Below are 22,325 nucleotides of genomic sequence, written 5' to 3'. Positions count from 1 at the left end.
GAGGGGGAACGCGTCATCGCAGGACTTTCTCGAGTGGCCGGCGGGGGCCGGAAGAGGGGGTACTCGATGCTCGCACGGCGGACGCACGAGTGCGACCGGAACGGGGGCCCTCCGTCTGGGGGACGCGTGGGAGCTGAGGTCCTCCGCGGGTCAGAGCGCAGGGAGGGGCCGCCTGAGAGCGTCCAGCCGCTTCCGCCAGGCGTCCAGGCGGCCCGGCTCCGCGGCGAGCGCCGGTCCGTCCGCCCAGGCGGTCGCCAGCCGGAGACCGTGCAGGGCGTTGGCCGTCCAGACCTCACGGCCCTCGAGCGACTCCGGCTCGGCCGGGGCCTCGATCACGTCCACGCCGAGCGCGCCGGCGAGCACCGAGACGGTCCGAGCCGTCACGCTGCGCACGCGGGTGCTCGTCGCCGGAGGGACGACCAGCGCGTCGCCCAGCCACCACAGGATCGCGCTGCTCGCTCCGTCGATGACGGCGCCCTCGGCGTCGAGCAGCACGGCCTCGTCCGCTCCCGCGGCGTGCGCGCGCGTGCGCAGGAGGGCGAGACGTGCGATGTCCGGGCCCTTCCAGGACGGTGTCCGGCGCGGATCCACGGGGCTCGTCCACAGCACCACCGAGCGGGTCGTCGGCGGGGCGGGTCGCAGCCGGAGCCGCAGGGCGCCTCCCGAGAGCTCGACGCGCGGGAAGGACCGGCCCTCGCGGGGCAGGGCGGCGATCGCGGCGTCGAGGAACGCCTCGACGTCCGGGTGCCCGCCCGCCGAGTCGACGGAGGCGGCGAACCGCTCGCGGTGCAGGTCGAGCCCGCGGACCCGGCCCTCGTCCACCAGCCAGGAGTCGGCCGCGTCCAGGGAGGTCCCGGGCGGCTCGGGAACGCTCGCCAGGGCCCGCCCGTCCCACTCCCGAACCTGCTCGCCGTCCACGACCGCCTACGCTAGCCCAGTGGTCTCGGAGGATCGGCACGTCCGCTCGGTCGAGCTGCCCTGGGTCGATCCGGAGCTCGCGCACCACGCCCTGTTCGCCACGGCCGAGGCGTCGTTCTGGCTCGACTCGGGCCTCGGAGCGACGAGCGGCCGCTCCTACCTCGGGGCGTGCGCCCGCGAGGACGTGCTCCTCGTCGAGGCCGGCGGCGACGTGGCGGCGGCGCTCGCCGCGGTCGACGACGAGGCCCCGGCGGGCGACCGCGCGCTCGGCCGCTACGGCTGGATCTCCTACGAGGCGGGAGCCGCCTCCGTCTCCCTGCCGACGGCGCCGGCCGGCCCCGCGGATCCGCCCGCCCTCGCCCTGCTCCGAGGCGACCCCGTGCTCGAGTTCGACCACGGGGCCCGGACCGTCCGCCTGGTCGCCACGGGCGACGCGCAGGACCTCACCGCGCGCCTGCTCGAGCTCGTCGGCGCGCCCGCACCCGCGGACCCCGCGGATCCCGAGCCCGCCGGCGTCCCGGTCCGCCGTCACTCCGCCGCCGAGTACACGGCGCTGATCGGCCGCTGCCAGGAGGCCATCCGCGCGGGGGACGCCTACCAGCTCTGCCTCACCGACGAGATCGTCGTCGAAGGCCGGTTCGATCCGGTCGAGGCGTACCGTCGCCTCCGCCGCTCCAGCCCGAGCCATCACGGCGGGCTGATCCGCCTCGGCCCGCTCGCGCTCGTCAGCGCCTCGCCCGAGCGGTTCCTCACCGGCGGGGCCGACGGACGCGTCGCCACGCATCCCATCAAGGGCACGCGCCCCCGGGGCCGGGACGCCGACGAGGACCGCGCGCTCCGGGACGAGCTCGTCTCGAGCGTGAAGGAGCGGGCCGAGAACGTGATGATCGTGGACCTCGTCCGCAACGACCTCGCCCGGATCGCCGCCCCCGGCTCCGTCGTCGTCGACCGCCTGCTCGAGGTGGAGAGCTACCCGCACGTCCACCAGCTGGTCAGCGAGGTCTCGGCCCGCCGCGCGCCGGGCGTCGGGATCGCCCAGCTGATCGCGGCCCTCTTCCCGGCCGGCTCGATGACGGGAGCGCCCAAGCGCCGGGCGGTGGAGCTGCTGCGGGAGTGGGAGGGCGGTCCCCGCGGCGTCTACTCCGGCGCCTTCGGCCGCCTGGGCTCGGACGGCTCGCTGGACCTCGCGATGACCATCCGCACCCTCGTGCTCGACGGCGAGCGCGCCCGCCTGGGGACCGGCGGCGGCATCACCGCGCTCTCGGTGCCGGAGGAGGAGGTCGAGGAGACGCGGCTGAAGGCGCGGGCGCTCCTCACGGTGCTGGGCGCCGCCGAGGAGTGAGCGGGCGCCGCGTTCGTCTGCCGTGCGCGCGGGGCCAGTAGGGTTGATGGTCGAACGCAGCCGCCCACGCGTGCGCGTTCTCCCCCTCCTTCAGAAGTGAGAAGCACCTGTGGCAGAAGACACCTCCCGGCAGACCGGCGCGAGCGACGAGGAGCGCTACGACTTCCGAGCGCTCCAGGAGAAGTGGCTCCCGATCTGGGAGGAGACGCGCCCGTTCGCGACGGACGACCCCGACGACAAGCGCCCCCGCAAGTACGTGCTCGACATGTTCCCGTACCCCTCGGGCGACCTGCACATGGGCCACGCCGAGGCGTACGCGCTCGGTGACGTGATCGCGCGCTACTGGCGCCAGCAGGGCTTCAACGTCCTCCACCCGATCGGCTGGGACAGCTTCGGCCTGCCCGCCGAGAACGCCGCGATCAAGCGCGGGCTGAACCCGGTCACCTGGACCTACGACAACATCGAGCAGCAGAAGCGCTCGATGAAGCGCTACGCCGCGTCCTTCGACTGGGACCGCGTGCTGCACACCTCCGACCCCGAGTACTACAAGTGGAACCAGTGGCTGTTCCTCAAGATGTACGAGAAGGGCCTCGCCTACCGCAAGGACAGCTGGGTCAACTGGGACCCGGTGGACCAGACGGTCCTGGCGAACGAGCAGGTCCTGGCGGACGGCACCTCCGAGCGCTCCGGCGCGGTCGTGGTCAAGAAGAAGCTCACGCAGTGGTACTTCAAGATCACCGACTACGCCGACCGGCTGCTCGACGACCTGAACCAGCTCGAGGGCTCCTGGCCGTCGAAGGTCATCGCCATGCAGCGCAACTGGATCGGCCGCTCCATCGGCGCCGACGTCGAGTTCGAGATCGAGGGCCGCGACGAGCGCGTCACCGTCTTCACCACGCGCCCCGACACGCTCTACGGGGCGACCTTCATGGTCGTCGCGCCCGACTCCGACCTCGCCTCCGAGCTGGTCGAGGGCTCCGAGCCCGCGATCCGCGACGCGTTCCGCAGCTACCTCGAGACGGTGCAGAAGTCGAGCGAGATCGAGCGCCTGACCGCCGACCGCCCCAAGACCGGCGTGTTCCTCGGCCGCTACGCGGTGAACCCCGTGAACGGCGAGCGGCTGCCGATCTGGGCCGCCGACTACGTCCTCTCCGACTACGGCCACGGAGCCGTCATGGCCGTGCCCGCGCACGACCAGCGCGACCTCGACTTCGCCCGCGCCTTCGACCTGCCCGTGCGCGTGGTCGTCGACACCAACGCGTCCGTCACCGGGGCGATCCCGGTCATCCCCGAGGATCCGGAGGAGCTGGCCGCGCTCGAGAAGGAGTACTCGCTCGACCCCGCCACGACCGGCGAGGCGCTGACCGGCGACGGCCGCCTGATCAACTCCGGGCCGCTCGACGGGCTCTCCAAGCGCACCGCCATCGAGCGCGTCATCAGGATGCTCGAGGAGCGCGGCCGCGGCCGCTCGGCCAAGAACTACCGCCTGCGCGACTGGCTGATCTCGCGTCAGCGCTACTGGGGCACCCCCATCCCGATCATCCACGGAGCCGACGGCGAGCTCGTGCCGGTGCCCGAGGACCAGCTGCCCGTCGTCCTGCCCTCCACCGACGGCCTCGACCTGCAGCCGAAGGGCTCGTCGCCGCTCGGAGCGGCGGAGGACTGGGTGAACGTGCCGCACCCGGTGGACGGCTCGCCCGCGCGCCGCGACCCGGACACGATGGACACCTTCGTCGACTCCTCGTGGTACTTCCTCCGCTTCCTCTCGCCGAAGGACGACACGCAGGCCTTCGATCCGAAGCTCGCCGAGAAGTGGGCGCCCGTCGACCAGTACGTCGGGGGCGTGACGCACGCGATCCTGCACCTGCTGTACGCGCGCTTCATCACCAAGGTGCTGTTCGACCTGGGCTACGTGTCGTTCACGGAGCCGTTCACGGCGCTGCTCAACCAGGGCATGGTGCAGATGGACGGCGCAGCGATGTCGAAGTCGAAGGGCAACATCGTCCGCCTCTCGGACCAGCTGGACGAGTTCGGCGTCGACGCCGTGCGCCTGACGATGGCGTTCGCCGGCCCGCCCGAGGACGACATCGACTGGGCCGACGTCTCGCCCGGCGGCAGCGCGAAGTTCCTCGCCCGCGCCTGGCGCCTGGCGAAGGACGTCACCTCGAGGCCCGACGTCGAGTGGAAGTCGGGCGACGCGGCTCTGCGCCGCCAGACCCACCGCTTCCTCGCGGAGTCCCCGTCGCTGATCGAGGCGTTCAAGTTCAACGTCGTGGTCGCGCGGCTGATGGAGCTCGTCAACGCGACCCGCAAGGTCGTCGACTCGGGCGCCGGGGCCGGGGACCCCGCGGTCCGCGAGGCGGTCGAGGTGGTCGCGATGGCTCTCAACCTGTTCGCGCCGTACACGGCCGAGGACATGTGGCACCGTCTGGGCTACGAGGGCACCGTCGCGCACGCGCTGTGGCGCAAGGCCGACCCGTCGCTGCTGGTCGAGGAGAAGGTCACGGCGATCCTGCAGGTCGACGGCAAGGTCCGCGACCGGCTCGAGGTCTCGCCGAAGATCTCCTCCGACGAGCTCGAGGAGAAGGCGCGGGCCACGGCCGGCGTCGCCCGGGCTCTCGTCGGCCGCGAGGTCGTGAAGGCGATCGTTCGGGCGCCGCGCCTGGTGAACCTGGTGACGAAGGCGGTCTAGCCGCCGATCCGTCCCGACGGGGCTCCTCCTCTCGCAGGAGGGGCCCCGTCGTGCGTCCTGCGCCGGTGCTGCCCTCTCCTCCACAGGGAGGCGATCCGGCGGGCTGTCCCCGGATCGGTGTCTGCGGCCGCGCCGGGCGGTGACGCGGGTCCTACCGTCGGCGGATGCCAGAGACCAGCGGGACGGACGACGAGCAGCTGACGGCGCTGCTGCGGCCCCGCCGCGCCCGCCCGCGCTGGCGCGTGGGAGTGGGAGCGGCGGTCGTGCTCGTCATCGGCGCCGCGGTGGTCGCTGTGCTGCTCGCGGGAGCGCGGTCGAGCGGTCGCGAGCGGGTCCTGGAGCCCGCCGTGTCGACGAGCGCGCCCGCTGCTGCGGTGGTCGAGTCGCTGTACGTGCACGTGGCCGGGGAGGTCGCCTCTCCGGGGCTGTACGTCCTGTCGCCGGAGGCGCGGGTGGCGGACGCGGTCGCCGCCGCCGGAGGGTTCCAGGAGTCGGCGGAGCGCGCGGCGGTCAACCTGGCCCGGAGGCTCGTGGACGGCGAGCAGATCGTCGTGCCGGCCGTGGGAGCGGCGCCGGCCGCGGCGGGAGCGGCTCCGGGCGGATCCGCTCCGGGAGGGGCCGCCGCCCCCGGATCCGTGCTGAGCCTGAGCACGGCGACGGCCGCCCAACTGGAGGAGCTGCCCGAGATCGGCCCGGCGACCGCGAAGAAGATCGTCGCCCACCGGGAGGCGAACGGCCCGTTCTCCTCCGTCGATCAGCTGCTCGAGGTCCCCGGGATCGGCGAGAAGACGCTCGCCGCGTTCCGCGACCAGGTCGCGCCGTGAGGAGCGTGCGGGCGGCGGACCTGCGGCTCCTGCCGGCAGCGGTGGCCGCGTGGACCACCGCGTGGGCGGCCGGGATGCTGCCGGTCGCGGCGGTGCTCGACGGGGGCCTCTCGTGGTGCGCCGCGGGCTGGGTGCTCCTCGGGGCGGCGTGCGTCCTGCTCCGGCGCGGCCTCGGCGGGCGGCTGGTCGGAGCGGTGCTCGTCGCGGGCGCGGGTGCCGCCCTCGCCCTCACCTCCGTCGTCGCCGCGGCGCCCGGTGACCACCCGGCGTCGCTGCGGGAGGCACAGGAGGATCGCGCCCTCACCCCGGTCACCGTGCGCGTCGACACGGGTGCCCGACCGCTCGCGACCGGGGGAGTGTGGTTCGACGCGACGGCGCTGCGGGTGGGAGACGCGTCGACCGCGGCCCCCGTCCGCGTGCTGCTCGCCGATCCCGGCGGTCGGCTGCCGGTGGGCGCCGAGCTCGACCTGGAGGCGCGTGCTGCGGCGCAGGAGGCACCCGTCGGCGAGGCGACGATGCTGAGGGCGGCGTCCGTTCAGGACCGGCGCGGTCCCGGGGGAGCGGCGGCCGTCGCGGAGGTGCTGCGCTCGCGCTTCCTCGAGCGCGCGGCGCTGGTCGGCGGCGACGTGGCGGGGCTCCTGCCGGGCCTCGCGACCGGCGACACGTCCGCGCTCGACGCGGGGCTCGAGGAGGCGATGCGCACCGCGTCGCTCACCCACCTGACCGCCGTCTCGGGCGCCAACTGCGCCGTGGTGGTGGTCGCCGGCTGGACGATCGCGGCGCTCCTCGGCGCCGGGCGCCGCCTCCGGACCGTCGCCGCCCTCGCCCTGCTCGCCGGCTTCGTCGTGCTGGTGACCCCCGAGCCGAGCGTGGTGCGGGCCGCGGTGATGGCGACGGTGGTCCTCCTCGCGCGGCTCGGGCGTCGCTCCGGAGCGGCCGTGCCTGCCCTGCTCGCGACCGTCGTCGTGCTCGTGGCCGCCGACCCCTCGATCGCGGGGAGGCTCGGCTTCGTGCTGTCCGTCCTCGCCACCGCCGGACTCCTGCTGCTCGCCGAGCCGATCGCGGGCGCTCTCGGTCGAGTGCTGCCCGGGCCTCTCGCCCTGCTGCTCGCGGTGCCGACCGCGGCGCAGCTCGCCTGCCAGCCCGTGCTGCTGCTCGTGGACCCGTCGGTGCCGGTGTACGGAGTGCTCGCCAACCTGCTCGCCGAGCCCGCGGCACCCGCCGCGACCGGGCTCGGGCTCATCGGCTGCCTGCTCGCTCCCTGGTGGCCCGGAGCCGCCGACGCGGCGATCCGGCTCGCCGCCGTCCCCGCCTGGTGGATCGCCTCGATCGCCCGCGCCGTCGACTCGTGGCCCGCCCCGAGGATCGCCTGGTGGCCCGGAGTGGGAGGAGCGCTCGCGCTCACCGTGCTGACCCTGCTCGGTCTCGTGCTGGTCACGCAGTCGCCGCGGCTCGCGCGGGTGCGCCGGATCGCCGCCGTCGGGCTGGCGTGCGCGATCGCGGCCGCCGGCGGCACCACCGTCGCCACGCCGCTCCTCCGCGCCGCCTCGGTTCCCGAGGACTGGCGTGTCGCGATGTGCGACGTCGGGCAGGGCGACGCGGTCCTCCTCCGCGGAGACGCGGGCGTGCTGCTCGTCGACACGGGGCCCGAGCCCGCGCCGCTCGAGGCCTGCCTCCGCCTGATGGGAGTGGACCGGATCCCGCTGCTGGTGCTCACTCACTACGACCTCGACCACGTCGGCGGGCTCCAGGCCGTCCTCGGACGGACCGACGCCGCGCTCGTCGGGCCCGCCGCGGGCCGCGACGACGAGCGCGACCGGGCGGCGCTCACCGGCGCGGGGGTCGCCGTGCAGGAGGCGGTCCGCGGCGACAGCGGCGCGCTCGGCTCGCTGCGTTGGCGGGTCGAGTGGCCGGAGCGGCGGAGCGCGCTGCGGGGGAACGAGGCGAGCGTGACCCTCCGGGTCGACATCGGCCCGGACGCCCGCGGCGGCCCGCTCTCCGTCGCACTCCTGGGCGACCTCGGCGAGCAGGAGCAGGGACGCGTCTCCCGGCTGCCGGTCGGCCGGGTCGATGTCGTCAAGGTCGCGCATCACGGCTCCGCCGACCAGTCGCCCGCCCTCTACGACGCGCTCGGCGCGAGCGTCGGGCTGATCTCCGTCGGGGCGGAGAACGACTACGGACATCCGAATCCGTCGCTCCTCGCTCTGCTGGCCGAGCGCGGGGTCGTGGCGCTGAGGTCGGATGTCGAGGGTACGGTCGTGCTCGCGTCCCGCAGCGACGGGATCGCGGTCTGGGTGAGCGGCGCGACGGCTCGCGCGGCGGCCTCGGGGCGCCGTGAGCGGGCCGTAGGGTGGAGGGCGCTCGGACGGGCGCGGCACGGAAGGACACGGCATGGCAGGCAGGGCCCCGGCGCGCGCGAAGGCAGCGCCCTCGAAGGCGGCGATCCCGCAGCTCGCCTGGAACCAGACCCGGCCGGCGCCGATCGTGCTGATCACCGGCCCGGAGCAGTTCCTCGCCGACCGCGCGCTGCGCTTCCTCCGCGAGTTCCTCCGGGCCGAGGACCCGAGCCTCGAGGTCAGCGACATCGACGCCGGCGGCTACGCGCCGGGGGAGCTGCTGACGCTCGCGAGCCCGTCCCTCTTCGACGAGCCCCGCCTCATCCGCGTCTCGAACGTCGAGAAGTGCACGGACGCGTTCCTCCTCGAGACCCTCGACTACCTCTCGGCGCCCGCGGACGGGGCGACCCTGGTGCTCCGCCACGGCGGCGGCAACCGGGGCAAGAAGCTCCTCGACGCCATCCGCTCGGGCACGGGCGGCGGCATCGAGATCGTCTGCGCCGAGCTCAAGCGCGAGAGCGACAAGGTCGACTTCGCGATCGCCGAGTTCCGCACCGCCGGCCGCACGGCGACCACCGGTGCCGTCCGAGCCCTGGTGTCGGCCTTCTCCGACGACCTCGACGAGCTCGCGTCGGCGTGCCAGCAGCTGCTGTCCGACGCCACCGGCGAGATCACCGAGGCGACCGTGGCGAAGTACTACGGCGGCCGCGTCGAGACCACGGCCTTCACCGTCGCCGACTCCGCGATCGCGGGCCGTCACGGCGAGGCGCTGCTCGGGCTCCGCCACGCCCTCGCCTCCGGAGCCGACCCGGTACCGATCGTCGCCGCGTTCGCGAGCAAGCTGCGGACCATGGCGAAGGTCGCCGGCTCGCGCGAGGGCTCGGGCCAGGTCGCCTCGCGTCTGGGCCTCGCTCCGTGGCAGGTGGACCGGGCCCGGCGCGATCTGCAGGGCTGGACCGGCGAGGGCCTCGGCACCGCGATCCTGACGGTCGCCGACGCCGACGCCAACGTGAAGGGCGCCACCCGCGACCCCGTGTACGCCCTCGAGCGCATGGTCTCCGTCGTCTCCGCCCGGGGCCTCTGACCCGCCCGAAAGGCCCTGCTCCCGCGATCCGCACCGACCTCGTCCCCGGCGGTTCTCGGTACGCCGCTCCGCGGCCACTCGACCAGCAATGAGGGGATCACCTCCCCTCGCAGGGTCGCACCGCGGCCGACGAAGAGTCGGACGACGACCCCGCAGGGTCACCGGCGATCCGCGTGTCAGCGGATCGTCGTACCCGGAACGCTCCCCGCTCCTCCCACCGCGACCACCCTTGGAAGCCGACTGCGCGACGGGCGACGAGGCACGAGGAGCCCGTCGAGATCGGTACGGCCCACCGGCGATCCGCGTGTCAGCGGATCGTCGTACCCGGAACGGAACCCGCTCCTCCCACCGCGACCATGCGCGGAAGCCGACTGCGCGACGGGCGACGAGGCACGAGGAGCCCGTCGAGATCGGTGCGGGTCACCGGCGATCCGCGTGTCAGCGGATCGTCGTACCCGGAACGGAACCCGCTCCTCCCACCGCGACCGTCATGAGACCCGACCGCGTCACGTCCGATGGACGACGAAGCGTCGCCCGTCGACCTCGCAGGGTCACCGGCGATCCGCGTGCGAGCGGATCGTCGTACCCGGAACGAAACCCGCTCCTCCCACCGCGACCACCCCTGTGAGCCGACCGCGCGACGGCCGACGAGGAACGAGGAGGCCGTCGACCGCGAAGCTGCAACGACGAAGGGCCCGGCCAATGGCCGGACCCTTCGTCGTTGCAGCTTCGCGCAGTATTACAGCGCGGCGACCTGCTTCGCGATGGCCGACTTGCGGTTCGCGGCCTGGTTCTTGTGGATGACGCCCTTGCTGGCGGCCTTGTCGAGCTTCTTGGCGGCGAAGGCGAGGGCGGTGCCGGCCTTCTCGGTGTCGCCGGCGGCGATGGCGGTGTGGACCGAGCGGATGGCGGTCTTCAGCTCGCTCTTGACGGCCTTGTTGCGCTCGTTCGCCTTCTTGTTGGTGAGGTTGCGCTTGATCTGCGACTTGATGTTTGCCACGTGGATTACCTTCTTCTCGGATGTGCGTGTGTGCAGCCGGCTACTCGACGGAGTGCCCCTTCCGCGGGCGTCTGAACGCCCTGCGGTGCGACTGGAGGTCGCCGGCTTCTGATCACTCCACGCCTGCCGGGTGTCCGGAGGGGGAGCGCAAGCCAACAAGGAACTTTAGCGCACCCGTCGTCACCCTTCAACCGCGCCGCGCCCGCGGGTGCGGCGCCGTCCGGGTCGGGCCCGCCGGGGCGACACGCCGGGGGAGGCGGACCGCCGTGGCGTCTCGCGGCCCGGGCCCGCCGGTAACGTGACGCCGGTGCCCCGTCTCGCCGATCACCTCTCCGCGGTGCCGCCCTCGGGCATCCGCCACCTGTTCGAGATCGCGCTGCGGCTCGACGGAGTCACCCTCCTCGCGGTGGGCGAGCCCGACGTGCCGACCGCGCCGCACATCATCGAGGCGGCCCGAGCGGCGTGGGCGGCCGACGACACCCGCTACGGGCCCAACGGCGGCGTCCCCGAGCTCCGGCGGGCCATCGTGGAGAAGCTGGCGCGCGACAACGGCATCGAGGCGGACGTCGAGCAGGTGTGGGTGACCGTCGGCGCCACGCAGGCGCTGCACCAGGCGATGACGCTCCTGCTCGGGCCCGGCGACGAGGTGCTCATCCCCGACCCGGGCTACACCGTCTTCACGACCAACGCGCGGACCATCGGCGCCGTCCCCGTGCCGTACACGCTGCGCGCTGAGAACGCCTTCCTCCCCGATCCCGAGGAGGTCGAGCGCCTGATCACGGATCGGACCCGCGTCCTGATCGTCAACAGCCCGTCCAACCCGCTCGGCGTGGTGTTCCCGAGGGAGGTCCTCGAGCGCCTGCTCGACATCGCCCGGCGCCACGACCTGTGGGTGCTCAGTGACGAGGTCTACGAGTACTTCACCTACGGGCGCCCGCACGTGAGCCTCGCGGCGATCGCTCAGGAGCGCGGGGACGACGCCGACCGCGTCCTCAGCGTCTTCTCCTTCTCGAAGACCTACGCCATGACCGGCGTCCGCGTCGGCTACCTCGTGATGCCTCCCGGCTTCACGTCGATCATGGTCACGGTGCAGGAGGCGGCGATCAGCTGCGTCGCCACTCCGGACCAGCGCGCCGCCCTCGCCGCTCTGACCGGGCCGCAGGACGCGGTGGCCGCCGCCTCCGACCACTACCTCGCCAACCTGCGGCTCGCGACGGGCGTGCTCGACGAGCGGGGCATCGCCTACCGCGAGCCCGAGGGCGCGTTCTACCTGTGGATCGACATGGCGCACGCGACCGGCGGTGACGTCGCCTCGTGGGTCGAGTCCTTCCTCCTCGAGACCCTCGTCGCCGTCGCGCCCGGCAGCGCCTTCGGCCGCACCGGCGAGGGCTGGATCCGCGTCTGCCTCGCCGCTGACCCCGCGGCGCTGGAGCACGGGCTGCGCGCTCTCCCGGCCCCGGTGCGCGGATGAGCGCCGCCGAGGTGCTGGTCCGGCGCGTCCGGGCGGAGGAGTACGACGAGGTCTCGCGCCTGCGGCTCGCCGCCTACGCCCACGACTACGAGCTGGGGGAGGAGTACGCCGCCGACGTCGCCGCGGTCGCCCGGCACGACGTCGAGGGCGAGGTCTGGGTCGCCGTCGAGGGCGACGGGCGGATCCTCGCGACGGTCACCACTGCGCGCCCGGGCGCGAACCTGTACGAGCTCGGCCGCCCCGGCGAGCTGGACTGGCGGCTGCTCGCCGTCGCCCCGGAGGCACGCGGGCGGGGTCTCGGGCGGCTGCTCACCGAGTTCGTCGTGATGCTCGCCGCCGAGCGGGGCCTCCAGCGGGTTGTGATGAACAGCGGCACGCTGATGACCACCGCGCACGCCCTCTACGAGAGCATGGGCTTCGTCCGCCTCGGCGAGCGGGAGAACCCGCCCGGCGTCGAGCCCACCCGCACCTACGGACTCGATCTGTAGCCGCCGGTCCCGGCCTCCGCCGCCGGGCATGGGACACTGGTCCCACGATGTCTCCACGTGCACACTCCGGGCTCGAGCCCGCCGCGACCGATCCGGCGTCCATCCGCAACTTCTGCATCATCGCCCACATCGACCACGGCAAGTCCACCCTCGCCGACCGGATGCTCGGCATCACGGGTGTCGTCGAGGACCGGGCGATGCGCGCGCAGTACCTCGACCGCATGGACATCGAGCGCGAGCGCGGCATCACGATCAAGTCGCAGGCCGTGCGGATGCCGTGGGAGCGCGACGGGCGCACGTTCGCCCTGAACATGATCGACACTCCGGGGCACGTCGACTTCTCCTACGAGGTCAGCCGCTCGCTGGCGGCCTGCGAGGGCGCGATCCTCCTGGTCGACGCGGCGCAGGGCATCGAGGCCCAGACGCTCGCGAACCTCTACCTCGCGCTCGAGAACGACCTCACGATCATCCCTGTCCTGAACAAGATCGACCTGCCGGCCGCGGACCCCGAGAAGTACGCGAAGGAGCTCGCGAGCCTCATCGGCGGCGACCCGGACGACGTCCTCCGCGTCTCCGGCAAGACCGGCATGGGCGTCGAGGCGCTGCTCGACCGCGTCACCGAGCTCATCCCGCCGCCCGTCGGCGACCCCTCCGCCCCTGCGCGCGCCATGATCTTCGACTCCGTGTACGACGCCTACCGCGGGGTCGTCACCTACGTCCGGATGATCGACGGCAAGCTCTCGCCGCGCGAGAAGATCCAGATGATGTCGACCCGCGCCACGCACGAGATCCTCGAGATCGGCGTGTCGAGCCCCGAGCCCGTCGCGACGCAGGGCCTCGCGGTCGGCGAGGTGGGCTACCTGATCACCGGTGTGAAGGACGTGCGCCAGTCGAAGGTCGGCGACACCGTCACCACGGCGTCGAAGCCCGCGACGCAGGCGCTGCCCGGCTACACCGAGCCGCTCCCGATGGTCTTCTCAGGCCTGTACCCGATCGACGGCAGCGACTACCCGGACCTGCGCGAGGCCCTCGACAAGCTCAAGCTCTCGGACGCGGCGCTCGTCTACGAGCCCGAGACGTCGGTGGCGCTCGGCTTCGGCTTCCGCTGCGGCTTCCTCGGTCTCCTGCACCTCGAGATCATCACCGAGCGCCTGCAGCGCGAGTTCGGTCTCGACCTCATCACCACGGCGCCCTCGGTCATCTACGAGGTCTCGACGGAGGACAAGAAGACCGTCACCGTCACGAACCCGAGCGAGTTCCCCGTCGGGAAGATCGCCGCTGTCACGGAGCCGATCGTCAAGGCCGCGATCCTCGCGCCGAAGGACTACGTCGGCACGATCATGGAGCTCTGCCAGAGCCGCCGCGGGACCCTGATCGGCATGGAGTACCTGGGCGAGGACCGGGTCGAGATCCGCTACCACATGCCCCTCGGCGAGATCGTCTTCGACTTCTTCGACAACCTCAAGTCCAAGACCGCCGGCTACGCCTCGCTCGACTACGAGCCCGCCGGCTCGCAGGAGGCCGACCTGGTGAAGGTCGACATCCTGCTGCAGGGCGAGCAGGTCGACGCGTTCAGCGCGATCGTGCACCGCGAGAAGGCCTACGCCTACGGCGTGCTGATGACGGGGCGCCTGCGCAAGCTGATACCGCGGCAGCAGTTCGAGGTGCCGATCCAGGCCGCCATCGGCGCCCGGATCATCGCCCGCGAGTCGATCAGCGCGATGCGCAAGGACGTCCTGGCCAAGTGCTACGGCGGCGACATCACCCGCAAGCGCAAGCTCCTCGAGAAGCAGAAGGAGGGCAAGAAGCGCATGAAGATGGTGGGCCGCGTCGAGGTCCCCCAGGAGGCGTTCATCGCCGCGCTCTCCGGCGACGTCGAGACCAAGGACAAGAAGTAGCGCGACCCCCCTCGCCGGCGCCCTCCTCCGTCCCGGACGGGTGACACACCCCCCGTCCGGGACATCGTGTCCGCGGGGATTGCGGCGCCTCACAGCGGACCGATAGCTTTCGGACGCCAGGACGCGGCCGTGGATCGAGACCGATCCGCACGGGGGGCTGCAGCGTCGACGACCGGTCCTCCACCATGACGAAGGGTGGTAGTCCGTGGTGCCTACGAGCACGAGGAAGCGCTGGATCAGGACGGGGGCGGCGCTCGCGAGCATCGCGGCCGTCGCAGCGGGATCGCTGGTGGCGGCGGGACCGGCCTCCGCAGCGAACAAGGTGATCCCGGTCGCGCCCGCGCCCTACTTCTGGTCGGACAGCGCCCGGTTCGGCACCGACGTGCCGCTGCCGGTGGCCGCAGACGCGACCACGCTGACCGTCGAGCTGCCCGACTCCACCGCTCCCGACACCTTCACCGAGTGGTCGTACCCCGGCTACCGGGTCGTGGAGTGGCAGCTGGGCAGCACCGCGACGGACCTCGCGAGCGGCGAATCCGTCGTCGACATCGCCACCAACTCGATCGAGATCCCGATCGGGCGCGCCGCCGGCTCCTTCGGCGGCACCTCGCTCTCGCTCCTCCTGAACGGCGCCGAGGACGAGGCGGACGACGCGTACGCTCCGGCCGGCGTCGACCGGACCGGCTTCGTCCTCGCCCTCTCCGCCACCCTCGCGGTGACGGCTGCGAGCGGAACCGCGGATGCCGACCTCGACCTGTCGACGTCCACCTCCTCCGACCGCGCCGTCGGCGGCGAATTCTGGGCCGGCGGCGGCACCGTCACCGAGGCCGGCGCGGGCGACGTCATCGTCCTCGACTCCGGCGTCCCCGGCTTCTTCGACCTCGCGGGCCTCAGCGCCACGGTCGGCACGGAGGACGGCGGCCGCCTGAAGGCCGCTCCCACGGTCGTGGAGGGCGGACGGGGCGTCGCGATCCGGCCGACCCAGGAGTTCTTCGACCGCTACCTGAACTTCAGCGACACGTCGCCGCTCGGCGCCCCGTCCGTCGAGGTGAAGGGCCTCAGCCGGGGCGGCGAGCAGCCGGCCGGCACCGGCGTCGTCGTGCGCGCGCCGCTGCGCGTCGTCCCGTCGACGACCACCCCCACCCCGACGCCGACCTCGGGCACCGGCCCGGAGGTCGTCCGCCTCGCGGGCACCGACCGCCAGGGCACCGCCGTCGAGATCTCGAAGGCGACCTTCACCACCCCCGGCGTGCCCGTCGTCTACATCGCCACCGGCGCGAACTTCCCCGACGCGCTCAGCGCCGGACCCGCCGCCGCGAAGCAGGGCGGCCCGCTCCTCCTGGTCGACCGCGACTCGGTGAGCCAGGTCGTCCGCGACGAGCTCACCCGTCTCGCGCCCCAGCGGATCGTCGTCGTCGGCTCCGACCTCAGCGTCAGCGACGCCCTCGCCACGGACCTCGGCCAGTACGCGAACGGGAGGGTCTTCCGCCTCGGAGGCACCGACCGCTACGACACGTCGCGGAAGATCATCGAGAGCGCCTTCGGAGGCGGCTCGCCGAAGGGGGCCTGGCTCGCGACCGGCGAGAAGTTCCCCGATGCGCTCAGCGCCACCGCCGCCGCTGGGAAGAACTCCGCCCCCGTCGTCCTCGTGAACGGCGGCCTCCCGGCGGCCGACCCGACGACGGTCGGGATCCTGCGGGGGCTCCGGCCTCCGGTGCTCACCATCGCGGGCTCCGAGCTGTCGGTCAGCGCGGGCATCCAGAACTCCCTCACGGTGCCGGCCGGACCGGCCGTGACCCGCATCGGCGGAGTCGACCGCTACGACACCTCGGAGCAGCTCAACCGGGCGGCCTTCCCCCGCGGGTCGAAGACCGTGTTCCTGGCCACCGGCGAGAACTTCCCCGACGCCCTGGCCGGAGCCGCGGCCGCCGGGCGCACGGGGAGCCCCCTCTTCGCCGTGCCCCCGACCTGCGTTCCGGTCAAGGTGCTGCAGGACATCAAGGCCGGCGGAGCGACGCGCGTCGTCCTCCTCGGCGGCACCGGCACCCTGTCGCCGGCCGTCCAGAAGCTGACTCCCTGCAGCTGACCCGACCCGCACCACGACGAGGGCCCTCCTCCCGCTCCGGCGGGGGAGGGCCCTGCGTCGTTCCCGGCTCGGGGCGCCGACGGTCGGATACGCTGGGTCGGATGGACAGCACCACCCGGCGCGCGGACTCGACGCGCGCCGCGCTCGAGGAGTCCGGGAAGAAGGTCGGGACGTGAGCATCCGCCGCTCCAACTTCGAGGGCCAGCCGCAGGTCACCTACGCGGCCGTCGGCGGCACTCTGGCCCCCGACCTGCTCGAGTACCCGCCGGACGGCTTCACGGCCGAGCGCTTCGAGGCCCGGCTCGGCTCGGGTGACGAGCGCTTCGCCATCACCACCGCCTCCCTGATGACCTGGGGCGTACAGCGCGGCAGCGGCATCGAGGTGACCGACATCACCAGCGGCAGCGGCGTGCAGTACACCGGGGTCAACTTCGACGCCGCGGGCACCCCGATCGACCTCGTCAGCCGGCCGACGGAGGAGCACTTCGCTCCCGACGGCACCCCGTACATCACCGCCGGCGTGACCGCCGTGCTCCGTGTGACCCTGCTCGGCCGCGTCTTCGACGCCCCGGTCCGCGTGGTCTACGTCGTCGACGAGCCCGACCAGGTCGGCTTCGCCTACGGCACCCTCGAGGGCCACCCCGAGAGCGGCGAGGAGTCCTTCGTCGTCGAGAAGCGCGCGGACGACTCCGTCTGGCTCGTCATCCGGGTCTTCTCGCGTCCCTCCACCCGCCTCTACCGCCTGGGCGCGCCGGTGCTGCGTGCCGTGCAGAAGCGCCAGGTCGCCAAGTACCTGCGCGCGCTGCTGCCGGCGCGCGTCAGCTGACGTGGGGAGCGCCCTCCCGATCGCCGATCCTGCTCCGCTCGACGGCGGACTGCCCGCGTCCGTCGTCGACGGCGTGGAGCAGCGCGACCTCGGCCTCTACGTGCACGTGCCGTTCTGCCGGGTCCGCTGCGGGTACTGCGACTTCAACACCTACACGGCGACCGAGCTCCGCGGGGCGAAGCAGCAGGACTACGCCGACGAGGCGATCACCGAGATGGCTCTCGGCGCCGACGTGCTCGAGCGCGCGGGCCTGCCCCGGCGCCCCGCCCGCACGGTCTTCTTCGGCGGCGGGACGCCCACCCTCCTGCCCGCCGGCGACCTGGTGCGGATGCTGGGCGGCCTCCGCACTCACTTCGGGGTCGCGCCCGACGCCGAGATCACCACCGAGGCGAACCCGGACTCCGTCGACGCCGCCTACCTCCGCGCGCTGGCCGAGGCGGGCTTCACCCGCGTCAGCTTCGGGATGCAGTCGGCCGTGCCGCACGTCCTCGCCACGCTCGAGCGCACCCACGACCCGGAGCGGGTCCCGCTCGTGGTCGAGTGGGCGCGGGAGGCCGGCCTGCAGGTCAGCCTCGACCTCATCTACGGCACGCCGGGGGAGTCCCTCGCGGACTGGGAGCGGTCGCTCGACTCCGCGCTCGCCAACCGGCCGGACCACCTCTCGGCCTACGCCCTGATCGTGGAGGACGGCACGAAGCTCGCCCGGCAGATCCGCCGCCGCGAGGTCGCGACCCCGGACGACGACCTCACCGCCGACATGTACGAGCTCGCCGACGCGCGCCTGGCCGCTGCCGGGTACTCCTGGTACGAGGTCAGCAACTGGGCGCGCGACGACGCCCACCGCTCCCGGCACAACCTCTCGTACTGGCTCGGCCACGATTGGTGGGGCGTCGGTCCCGGCGCGCACAGCCACGTCGGAGGCGTGCGCTGGTGGAACGTGAAGCACCCGGCGGCCTACGCCGACCGGCTGAGCACCGGTGCCTCGCCCGCTGCCGGGCGGGAGACGCTCGACGCGGGCACGCGGCGTGTGGAGGACGTGCTGCTGCGCTCGCGCCTGGCGGACGGGCTGCCCATCGACGCGATCGACGCCGATCGGCGCAGCGAGGTGGCGGGGCTCATCGCCGACGGCCTCGTCGACGGCCGGGCGGCGCTCGGCGGCCGGATCGTGCTGACCCTGCGCGGCCGTCTGCTGGCCGACGCGGTCGTGCGCCGCCTCACCGACGGCTGAGGCCGGATCCCGGGGCGAGCGACGCACGGCCGCCCCGGTGCCGCGGCTACTTGAAGAACGGGATGCTGAGCGGGTACGTGTAGTACTCGCCCGCGCTGGCGCGTACCGAGGCGATGATCGCGAAGACGATCACCAGGATCGGCACGACCAGGAACACGATGAAGCCGACGAGGACGAAGGACAGGATCGTCCCGGCGACGTAGGCGATCAGCGTCGTCAGGTGGAAGTTGAGGGCCGTCTTGGCGTGCGCCTCGAGGAACGGTCCGCGCCCCTTGAAGACCAGGAAGACGATCAGCGAGGGCAGGAAGCTGAAGAAGATGCCGGTCACGTGCGTGACGATCGCCCAGGTCTTCTCGTCCGCCGGGTTCAGCGGCGGAGCCGGGGTCCCGTAGACGGGGGGCGGGGGAGGGGTGGCCGACATGATGGTCTCCGTTCCGGCGGCGGCGACGGGCGTCCCCCGTGCGCTCGGCGTCCATCGTGGCATGCGGTGACTCCCTGCGCACCGGGCCGCGCGGGACCTCCTCCTCGGGGATGACGGGGCTCCTCCCCGCGGCCCTGCAGGAGTGCACCCCGGCCGATCCCGGCGCAACCCCGCCGGGCGGTCCGCCTCCCGGTTATGATTGGCACTCAGAGTTGCGGAGTGCCAGGCTCCGCGCGGCGTCAGCGCCGCAGACGGTCGTGCCCGCGGGCACTCGGAGTCCGGCGGGAGGTCGGTCGTATGGTCACGGAGCGCGGTCTCCAGGTCCTGCGCGTGATCGTGCAGGACTACGTGGCGAACCGGGAGCCGGTGGGCTCGAAGTCGATCGTCGAGCGCCACGCGTTCGGCGTCTCGGCCGCCACCATCCGCAACGAGATGGCCCAGCTGGAGGAGGAGGAGCTGATCGCGGCTCCGCACACGTCCTCCGGCCGCGTGCCGACCGACAAGGGCTACCGCCTCTTCGTCGACCAGCTCGCCGACCTCCGCCCGCTGACCTCCGCGCAGCGCCAGGCGATCGAGACGTTCCTCGGGCAGAGCCCGGACCTCGACGAGGTGCTGGTCAAGACCGTCCGCCTGCTCTCGCAGCTCACCAACAGCGTCGCGCTCGTGCAGTACCCGTCGTTCGGAGCCGCGCGGCTGCGCCACGTGGAGCTCGTCGCCCTCGCTCCCCGCCGCCTCCTGTCGGTGCTGATCACCGACACCGGCCGGGTCGACCAGCGCGTGCTCGAGACCCCGGAGGACGTGGACGACGCGCTCCTGGGCGAGATCCGCGCGAAGCTCAACACGGCCGTGCTGGGCCTCGGGCTCCAGCAGGCGGCCGAGACGCTCGGCTCCGTCGCGGAGCGCTTCAGCCCCGAGCGGCGCCACGTGCTGACGCCGATCGTGCAGACCCTGCTCGAGCAGGTCGGCGCCAACCGGCAGGACCGCCTGGTCATGGCCGGCGCCGCCAACCTCGTCCGCACCGAGGAGGACTTCTCGGGCAGCATCTACCCCGTGCTCGAGGCGATCGAGGAGCAGGTGGAGCTGCTGCGCCTCTTCGCCGAGATGACCCCGGACCCCCGGGGCATCTCGGTGCGCATCGGCCGCGAGAACGCGCCGTTCGGGCTGCAGGAGACCTCGGTGCTCACGAGCGGGTACAACACCGCGGGCGGCCAGGTCTCGCGCCTGGGCGTGCTCGGCCCGATCCGGATGGACTACTCCGGCAACATCACCGCGGTGCGCGCCGTCGCCCGCTACCTCTCCCGCCTCCTCGGCGAGGAGTAGGCCCGACCTCCCGGCCCCCGCCGGATCCCCCCGGTGCGCCGTGCCCGGCCCACCGACCCACGAACGAAGGACGAAGCCACCTGTGGCCGATCACTACGAAGTGCTGGGCGTCGACCGCGACGCCTCCGCCGACGAGATCAAGAAGGCGTACCGCCGACTCGCCCGCGAGCTGCACCCCGACGTCAACCCGAGCGCGGACGCCTCCGAGCGCTTCAAGCTCGTCACGCACGCCTACGACGTCCTGAGCGACGCCCAGCAGCGGGCGCAGTACGACCGCGGGCCCCAGGAGGGCTTCGGCGGCGGCGGCCAGGGCTTCGGCGGGTTCGGCGACATCTTCGAGACCTTCTTCGGGCAGGGCGCGCAGGGCTCGTCCCGCGGGCCGCGCTCCCGCCGCGAGCGCGGCCAGGACGCCCTGCTGCGCGTGGAGGTCTCGCTCGACGAGGTCATCTTCGGCACCCACCGCGACCTCGAGGTCGACACGGCGGTGCTCTGCGAGACGTGCCAGGGCTCGTGCTGCCAGCCCGGCACCTCGCCGGTGACCTGCGACATCTGCCACGGCTCCGGCCAGATCCAGCGCACGGTCCGCTCGCTCCTGGGCAACGTGATGACGGCGAGCCCCTGCGGCACCTGCCGCGGCTACGGCACCGTCATCGCGACCCCCTGCTCCACCTGCCAGGGCCAGGGACGCGTCCGCGCCCGCCGCACCATCCCCGTCGACGTCCCCGCGGGAGTCGACACGGGCCTGCGCCTGCAGATGCCCGGCAGCGGCGAGGTCGGCCCGGCCGGCGGCCCCAACGGCGACCTGTACCTCGAGATCAAGGTCAAGCACCACGACGTCTTCAGCCGCAACGGCGACGACCTGCTCTGCACCCTCGAGGTGCAGATGACGGACGCGATCCTCGGCTCCACGGCGTCGCTCAAGGCGCTCGACGGCGACATCGAGATCGAGATCAAGCCGGGCACGCAGAGCACCGAGATCGTCACGATCAAGGGACGCGGAGTCACGCGCCTGCGGGGCAGCGGACGCGGCGACCTCCGCATCGGCATCCAGGTCGTCACCCCGACGAAGCTGGGCCACCGCGAGCGGGAGCTGGTCCAGGAGCTCGCGAAGCACTACAAGCCGCAGAAGCCCGCGCTGACCCACTTCCAGCAGGGCCTCTTCTCGAAGCTCCGCGACCGCTTCCTGGGCTGAGCCCGTGGCGCACCACTACATCGACGAGTCGCTGAACTCCGAGGGCTTCGTCGTCGGGGGCCGGCTCGCGCTCACCGGCGCGGAGGCACGGCACGCCGCGACCGTCAGCCGGATCCGCGCGGGCGAGAGCGTCCGGGTCGGTGACGGGCGCGGACTCGTCGCGACCGCGGTCGTCGAGAGCGCGGAGCCGGCTCGAGTGGTGCTCGTCGTGGAGTCGGTGCAGGAGTCCCCGGTTCCGTCCCCGCGCCTTGTCCTCGTCCAGGCCCTCGCGAAGGGCGACCGCGACGAGCTCGCCGTGCAGGCGGCGACCGAGCTCGGGGTGGACGAGGTCGTCCCGTGGCAGGCCGCTCGGTCGATCTCGCGGTGGTCGGGCCCGAAGGAGGAGAAGGGGCGCGAGCGCTGGCGGGCCATCGTGCGCGAGGCGAGCAAGCAGTCGCTGCGCCCCCGGGTGCCCGAGGTCGCGCCGCTCGAGCAGGTGCGCGGTCTCGTCGCGCGCGCCGCGACGTCCCGCGTGCTGGTCCTCGAGCCCTCGGCGCAGGCGCGGCTCTCCCAGGTGGTCCCGGACGGACGCGACCTGGTGCTCGTCGTCGGGCCCGAGGGCGGCATCGCTCCGGAGGAGCTGCGGCTGCTCGCGGAGGCGGGCGCCGAGGCCGTCGCGCTCGGCGACTCCGTCCTGCGCACCTCGACCGCAGGTCCCGCTGCCATCGCCGTCCTCTCGGCCCGCCTGGGCCGCTGGTGACGCTCCTCCACAGCCGCCTCGGGGCGCCGGAGCAGGGTGCCGTGGGCGAACGCGGCGCCCGTCGCGCACGGGCCCCGTTTAAGATGAGTGCATGAGCGAACCCACCGTCTTCACGCGCATCGTCCAGGGCGAGATCCCGGCCGATGTGGTGTTCGAGAACGAGCGCATCCTCGCGATCACCGACATCGAGCCGAAGGCGCCCGTCCACCTCCTCGTCTTCCCGAAGACCCAGGAGCACGCCACGGTCGCCGCCCTCGCCGCCGCCGATCCCGCCCTGCTCGCCGAGATGGTGCAGGTCGCCCAGTCGCTCGCCGACGCCCACAGCAACGGTCAGTTCCGCCTCGTCTTCAACTCCGGCGAAGAGGCGGGCCAGACCGTGTTCCACGTGCACGCCCACGTCCTGGGCGGCCACCAGACGGAAGGCTCCCTTGCCACCGGTTGAGAACACGGGCGCGAGCCC

17 protein-coding genes and 1 pseudogene are annotated in these 22,325 nt (G+C 73.2%); 15 read left to right on the top strand and 3 right to left on the bottom strand.

The features are described 5' to 3' along the window. Positions 1-150: 150 nt before the first annotated feature. Positions 151-918, bottom strand: a complete 768-nt coding sequence (locus tag C5C39_RS09285; RefSeq protein WP_258075803.1) for an aminotransferase class IV — start codon at positions 916-918, stop codon at positions 151-153. A gap of 19 nt (positions 919-937) precedes the next feature. On the opposite strand from C5C39_RS09285, the gene pabB reads away from it, so the two are divergent. The 5 genes and pseudogenes from pabB to holA all read left to right on the top strand — a co-directional run bounded on the left by pabB (position 938) and on the right by holA (position 9,196). Beyond that, positions 938-2,260: an aminodeoxychorismate synthase component I gene (gene pabB, locus C5C39_RS09280; RefSeq protein ID WP_104353192.1), complete on the top strand. Its 1,323-nt coding sequence runs from the start codon at positions 938-940 to the stop codon at positions 2,258-2,260. A 109-nt stretch (positions 2,261-2,369) separates the two neighbouring features. Next, positions 2,370-4,952, top strand: coding sequence for a leucine--tRNA ligase (leuS, locus tag C5C39_RS09275; protein WP_104225642.1), 2,583 nt, complete (start codon positions 2,370-2,372; stop codon positions 4,950-4,952). Between the two features lie 164 nt (positions 4,953-5,116). Then, on the top strand, positions 5,117-5,776 hold the full coding sequence (locus C5C39_RS09270; protein WP_104353191.1) for a ComEA family DNA-binding protein: 660 nt from the start codon (positions 5,117-5,119) through the stop codon (positions 5,774-5,776). A 74-nt stretch (positions 5,777-5,850) separates the two neighbouring features. Then, a pseudogene (locus tag C5C39_RS17975) lies at positions 5,851-7,599 on the top strand (ComEC/Rec2 family competence protein); the annotation flags it as partial. A gap of 568 nt (positions 7,600-8,167) precedes the next feature. Beyond that, positions 8,168-9,196, top strand: coding sequence for a DNA polymerase III subunit delta (gene holA, locus C5C39_RS09255; RefSeq protein WP_104353190.1), 1,029 nt, complete (start codon positions 8,168-8,170; stop codon positions 9,194-9,196). A 739-nt stretch (positions 9,197-9,935) separates the two neighbouring features. On the opposite strand, the gene rpsT is transcribed toward holA, so the two are convergent. Further along, positions 9,936-10,196, bottom strand: coding sequence for a 30S ribosomal protein S20 (gene rpsT, locus C5C39_RS09250; protein WP_097165711.1), 261 nt, complete (start codon positions 10,194-10,196; stop codon positions 9,936-9,938). A gap of 307 nt (positions 10,197-10,503) precedes the next feature. Between rpsT and C5C39_RS09245 the strand changes: the two genes are divergently transcribed. The 6 genes from C5C39_RS09245 (at position 10,504) to hemW (ending at position 18,193) form a co-directional block, all read left to right on the top strand. Next, a complete protein-coding gene (locus C5C39_RS09245) occupies positions 10,504-11,667 on the top strand; it encodes a pyridoxal phosphate-dependent aminotransferase (protein WP_104353189.1) in 1,164 nt (387 codons plus the stop codon). Continuing rightward, complete coding sequence (locus C5C39_RS09240) at positions 11,664-12,155, top strand: GNAT family N-acetyltransferase (protein WP_104248214.1); 492 nt, start codon at positions 11,664-11,666, stop codon at positions 12,153-12,155. The genes C5C39_RS09245 and C5C39_RS09240 overlap by 4 nt, the downstream gene beginning before the upstream one ends. A gap of 47 nt (positions 12,156-12,202) precedes the next feature. Further along, positions 12,203-14,053: a translation elongation factor 4 gene (gene lepA, locus C5C39_RS09235; protein WP_104223127.1), complete on the top strand. Its 1,851-nt coding sequence runs from the start codon at positions 12,203-12,205 to the stop codon at positions 14,051-14,053. 205 nt (positions 14,054-14,258) lie between these two features. Next, positions 14,259-16,139: a cell wall-binding repeat-containing protein gene (locus C5C39_RS09230; RefSeq protein ID WP_104353188.1), complete on the top strand. Its 1,881-nt coding sequence runs from the start codon at positions 14,259-14,261 to the stop codon at positions 16,137-16,139. A 172-nt stretch (positions 16,140-16,311) separates the two neighbouring features. Continuing rightward, positions 16,312-16,965, top strand: coding sequence for a DUF1990 family protein (locus C5C39_RS09225; RefSeq protein WP_244229440.1), 654 nt, complete (start codon positions 16,312-16,314; stop codon positions 16,963-16,965). 1 nt (position 16,966) lies between these two features. After that, positions 16,967-18,193, top strand: a complete 1,227-nt coding sequence (hemW, locus tag C5C39_RS09220) for a radical SAM family heme chaperone HemW (RefSeq protein ID WP_104353187.1) — start codon at positions 16,967-16,969, stop codon at positions 18,191-18,193. A gap of 46 nt (positions 18,194-18,239) precedes the next feature. Here hemW and C5C39_RS09215 read toward each other — a convergent pair whose 3' ends face one another. Beyond that, entirely contained in the window at positions 18,240-18,614 is a 375-nt protein-coding gene (locus tag C5C39_RS09215) for a DUF4870 domain-containing protein (RefSeq protein ID WP_104223130.1), read from the bottom strand. 297 nt (positions 18,615-18,911) lie between these two features. Between C5C39_RS09215 and hrcA the strand changes: the two genes are divergently transcribed. The 4 genes from hrcA (at position 18,912) to C5C39_RS09195 (ending at position 22,307) form a co-directional block, all read left to right on the top strand. Beyond that, positions 18,912-19,934, top strand: a complete 1,023-nt coding sequence (gene hrcA, locus C5C39_RS09210; protein ID WP_104223131.1) for a heat-inducible transcriptional repressor HrcA — start codon at positions 18,912-18,914, stop codon at positions 19,932-19,934. 82 nt (positions 19,935-20,016) lie between these two features. Next, positions 20,017-21,126 carry a molecular chaperone DnaJ gene (gene dnaJ, locus C5C39_RS09205; protein ID WP_104225203.1) on the top strand — a complete coding sequence of 370 codons (1,110 nt, stop codon included), beginning with the start codon at positions 20,017-20,019 and terminating at the stop codon, positions 21,124-21,126. A gap of 4 nt (positions 21,127-21,130) precedes the next feature. After that, entirely contained in the window at positions 21,131-21,865 is a 735-nt protein-coding gene (locus C5C39_RS09200) for a 16S rRNA (uracil(1498)-N(3))-methyltransferase (RefSeq protein WP_104353186.1), read from the top strand. Between the two features lie 91 nt (positions 21,866-21,956). Continuing rightward, entirely contained in the window at positions 21,957-22,307 is a 351-nt protein-coding gene (locus C5C39_RS09195) for an HIT domain-containing protein (RefSeq protein WP_104225201.1), read from the top strand. Positions 22,308-22,325 lie beyond the last annotated feature (18 nt).

The sequence above is a fragment of the Rathayibacter sp. AY1F3 genome (genome assembly GCF_002931975.1).
Lineage (GTDB): Bacteria > Actinomycetota > Actinomycetes > Actinomycetales > Microbacteriaceae > Rathayibacter.
This window is presented reverse-complemented; position numbering and strand designations above follow the sequence as displayed.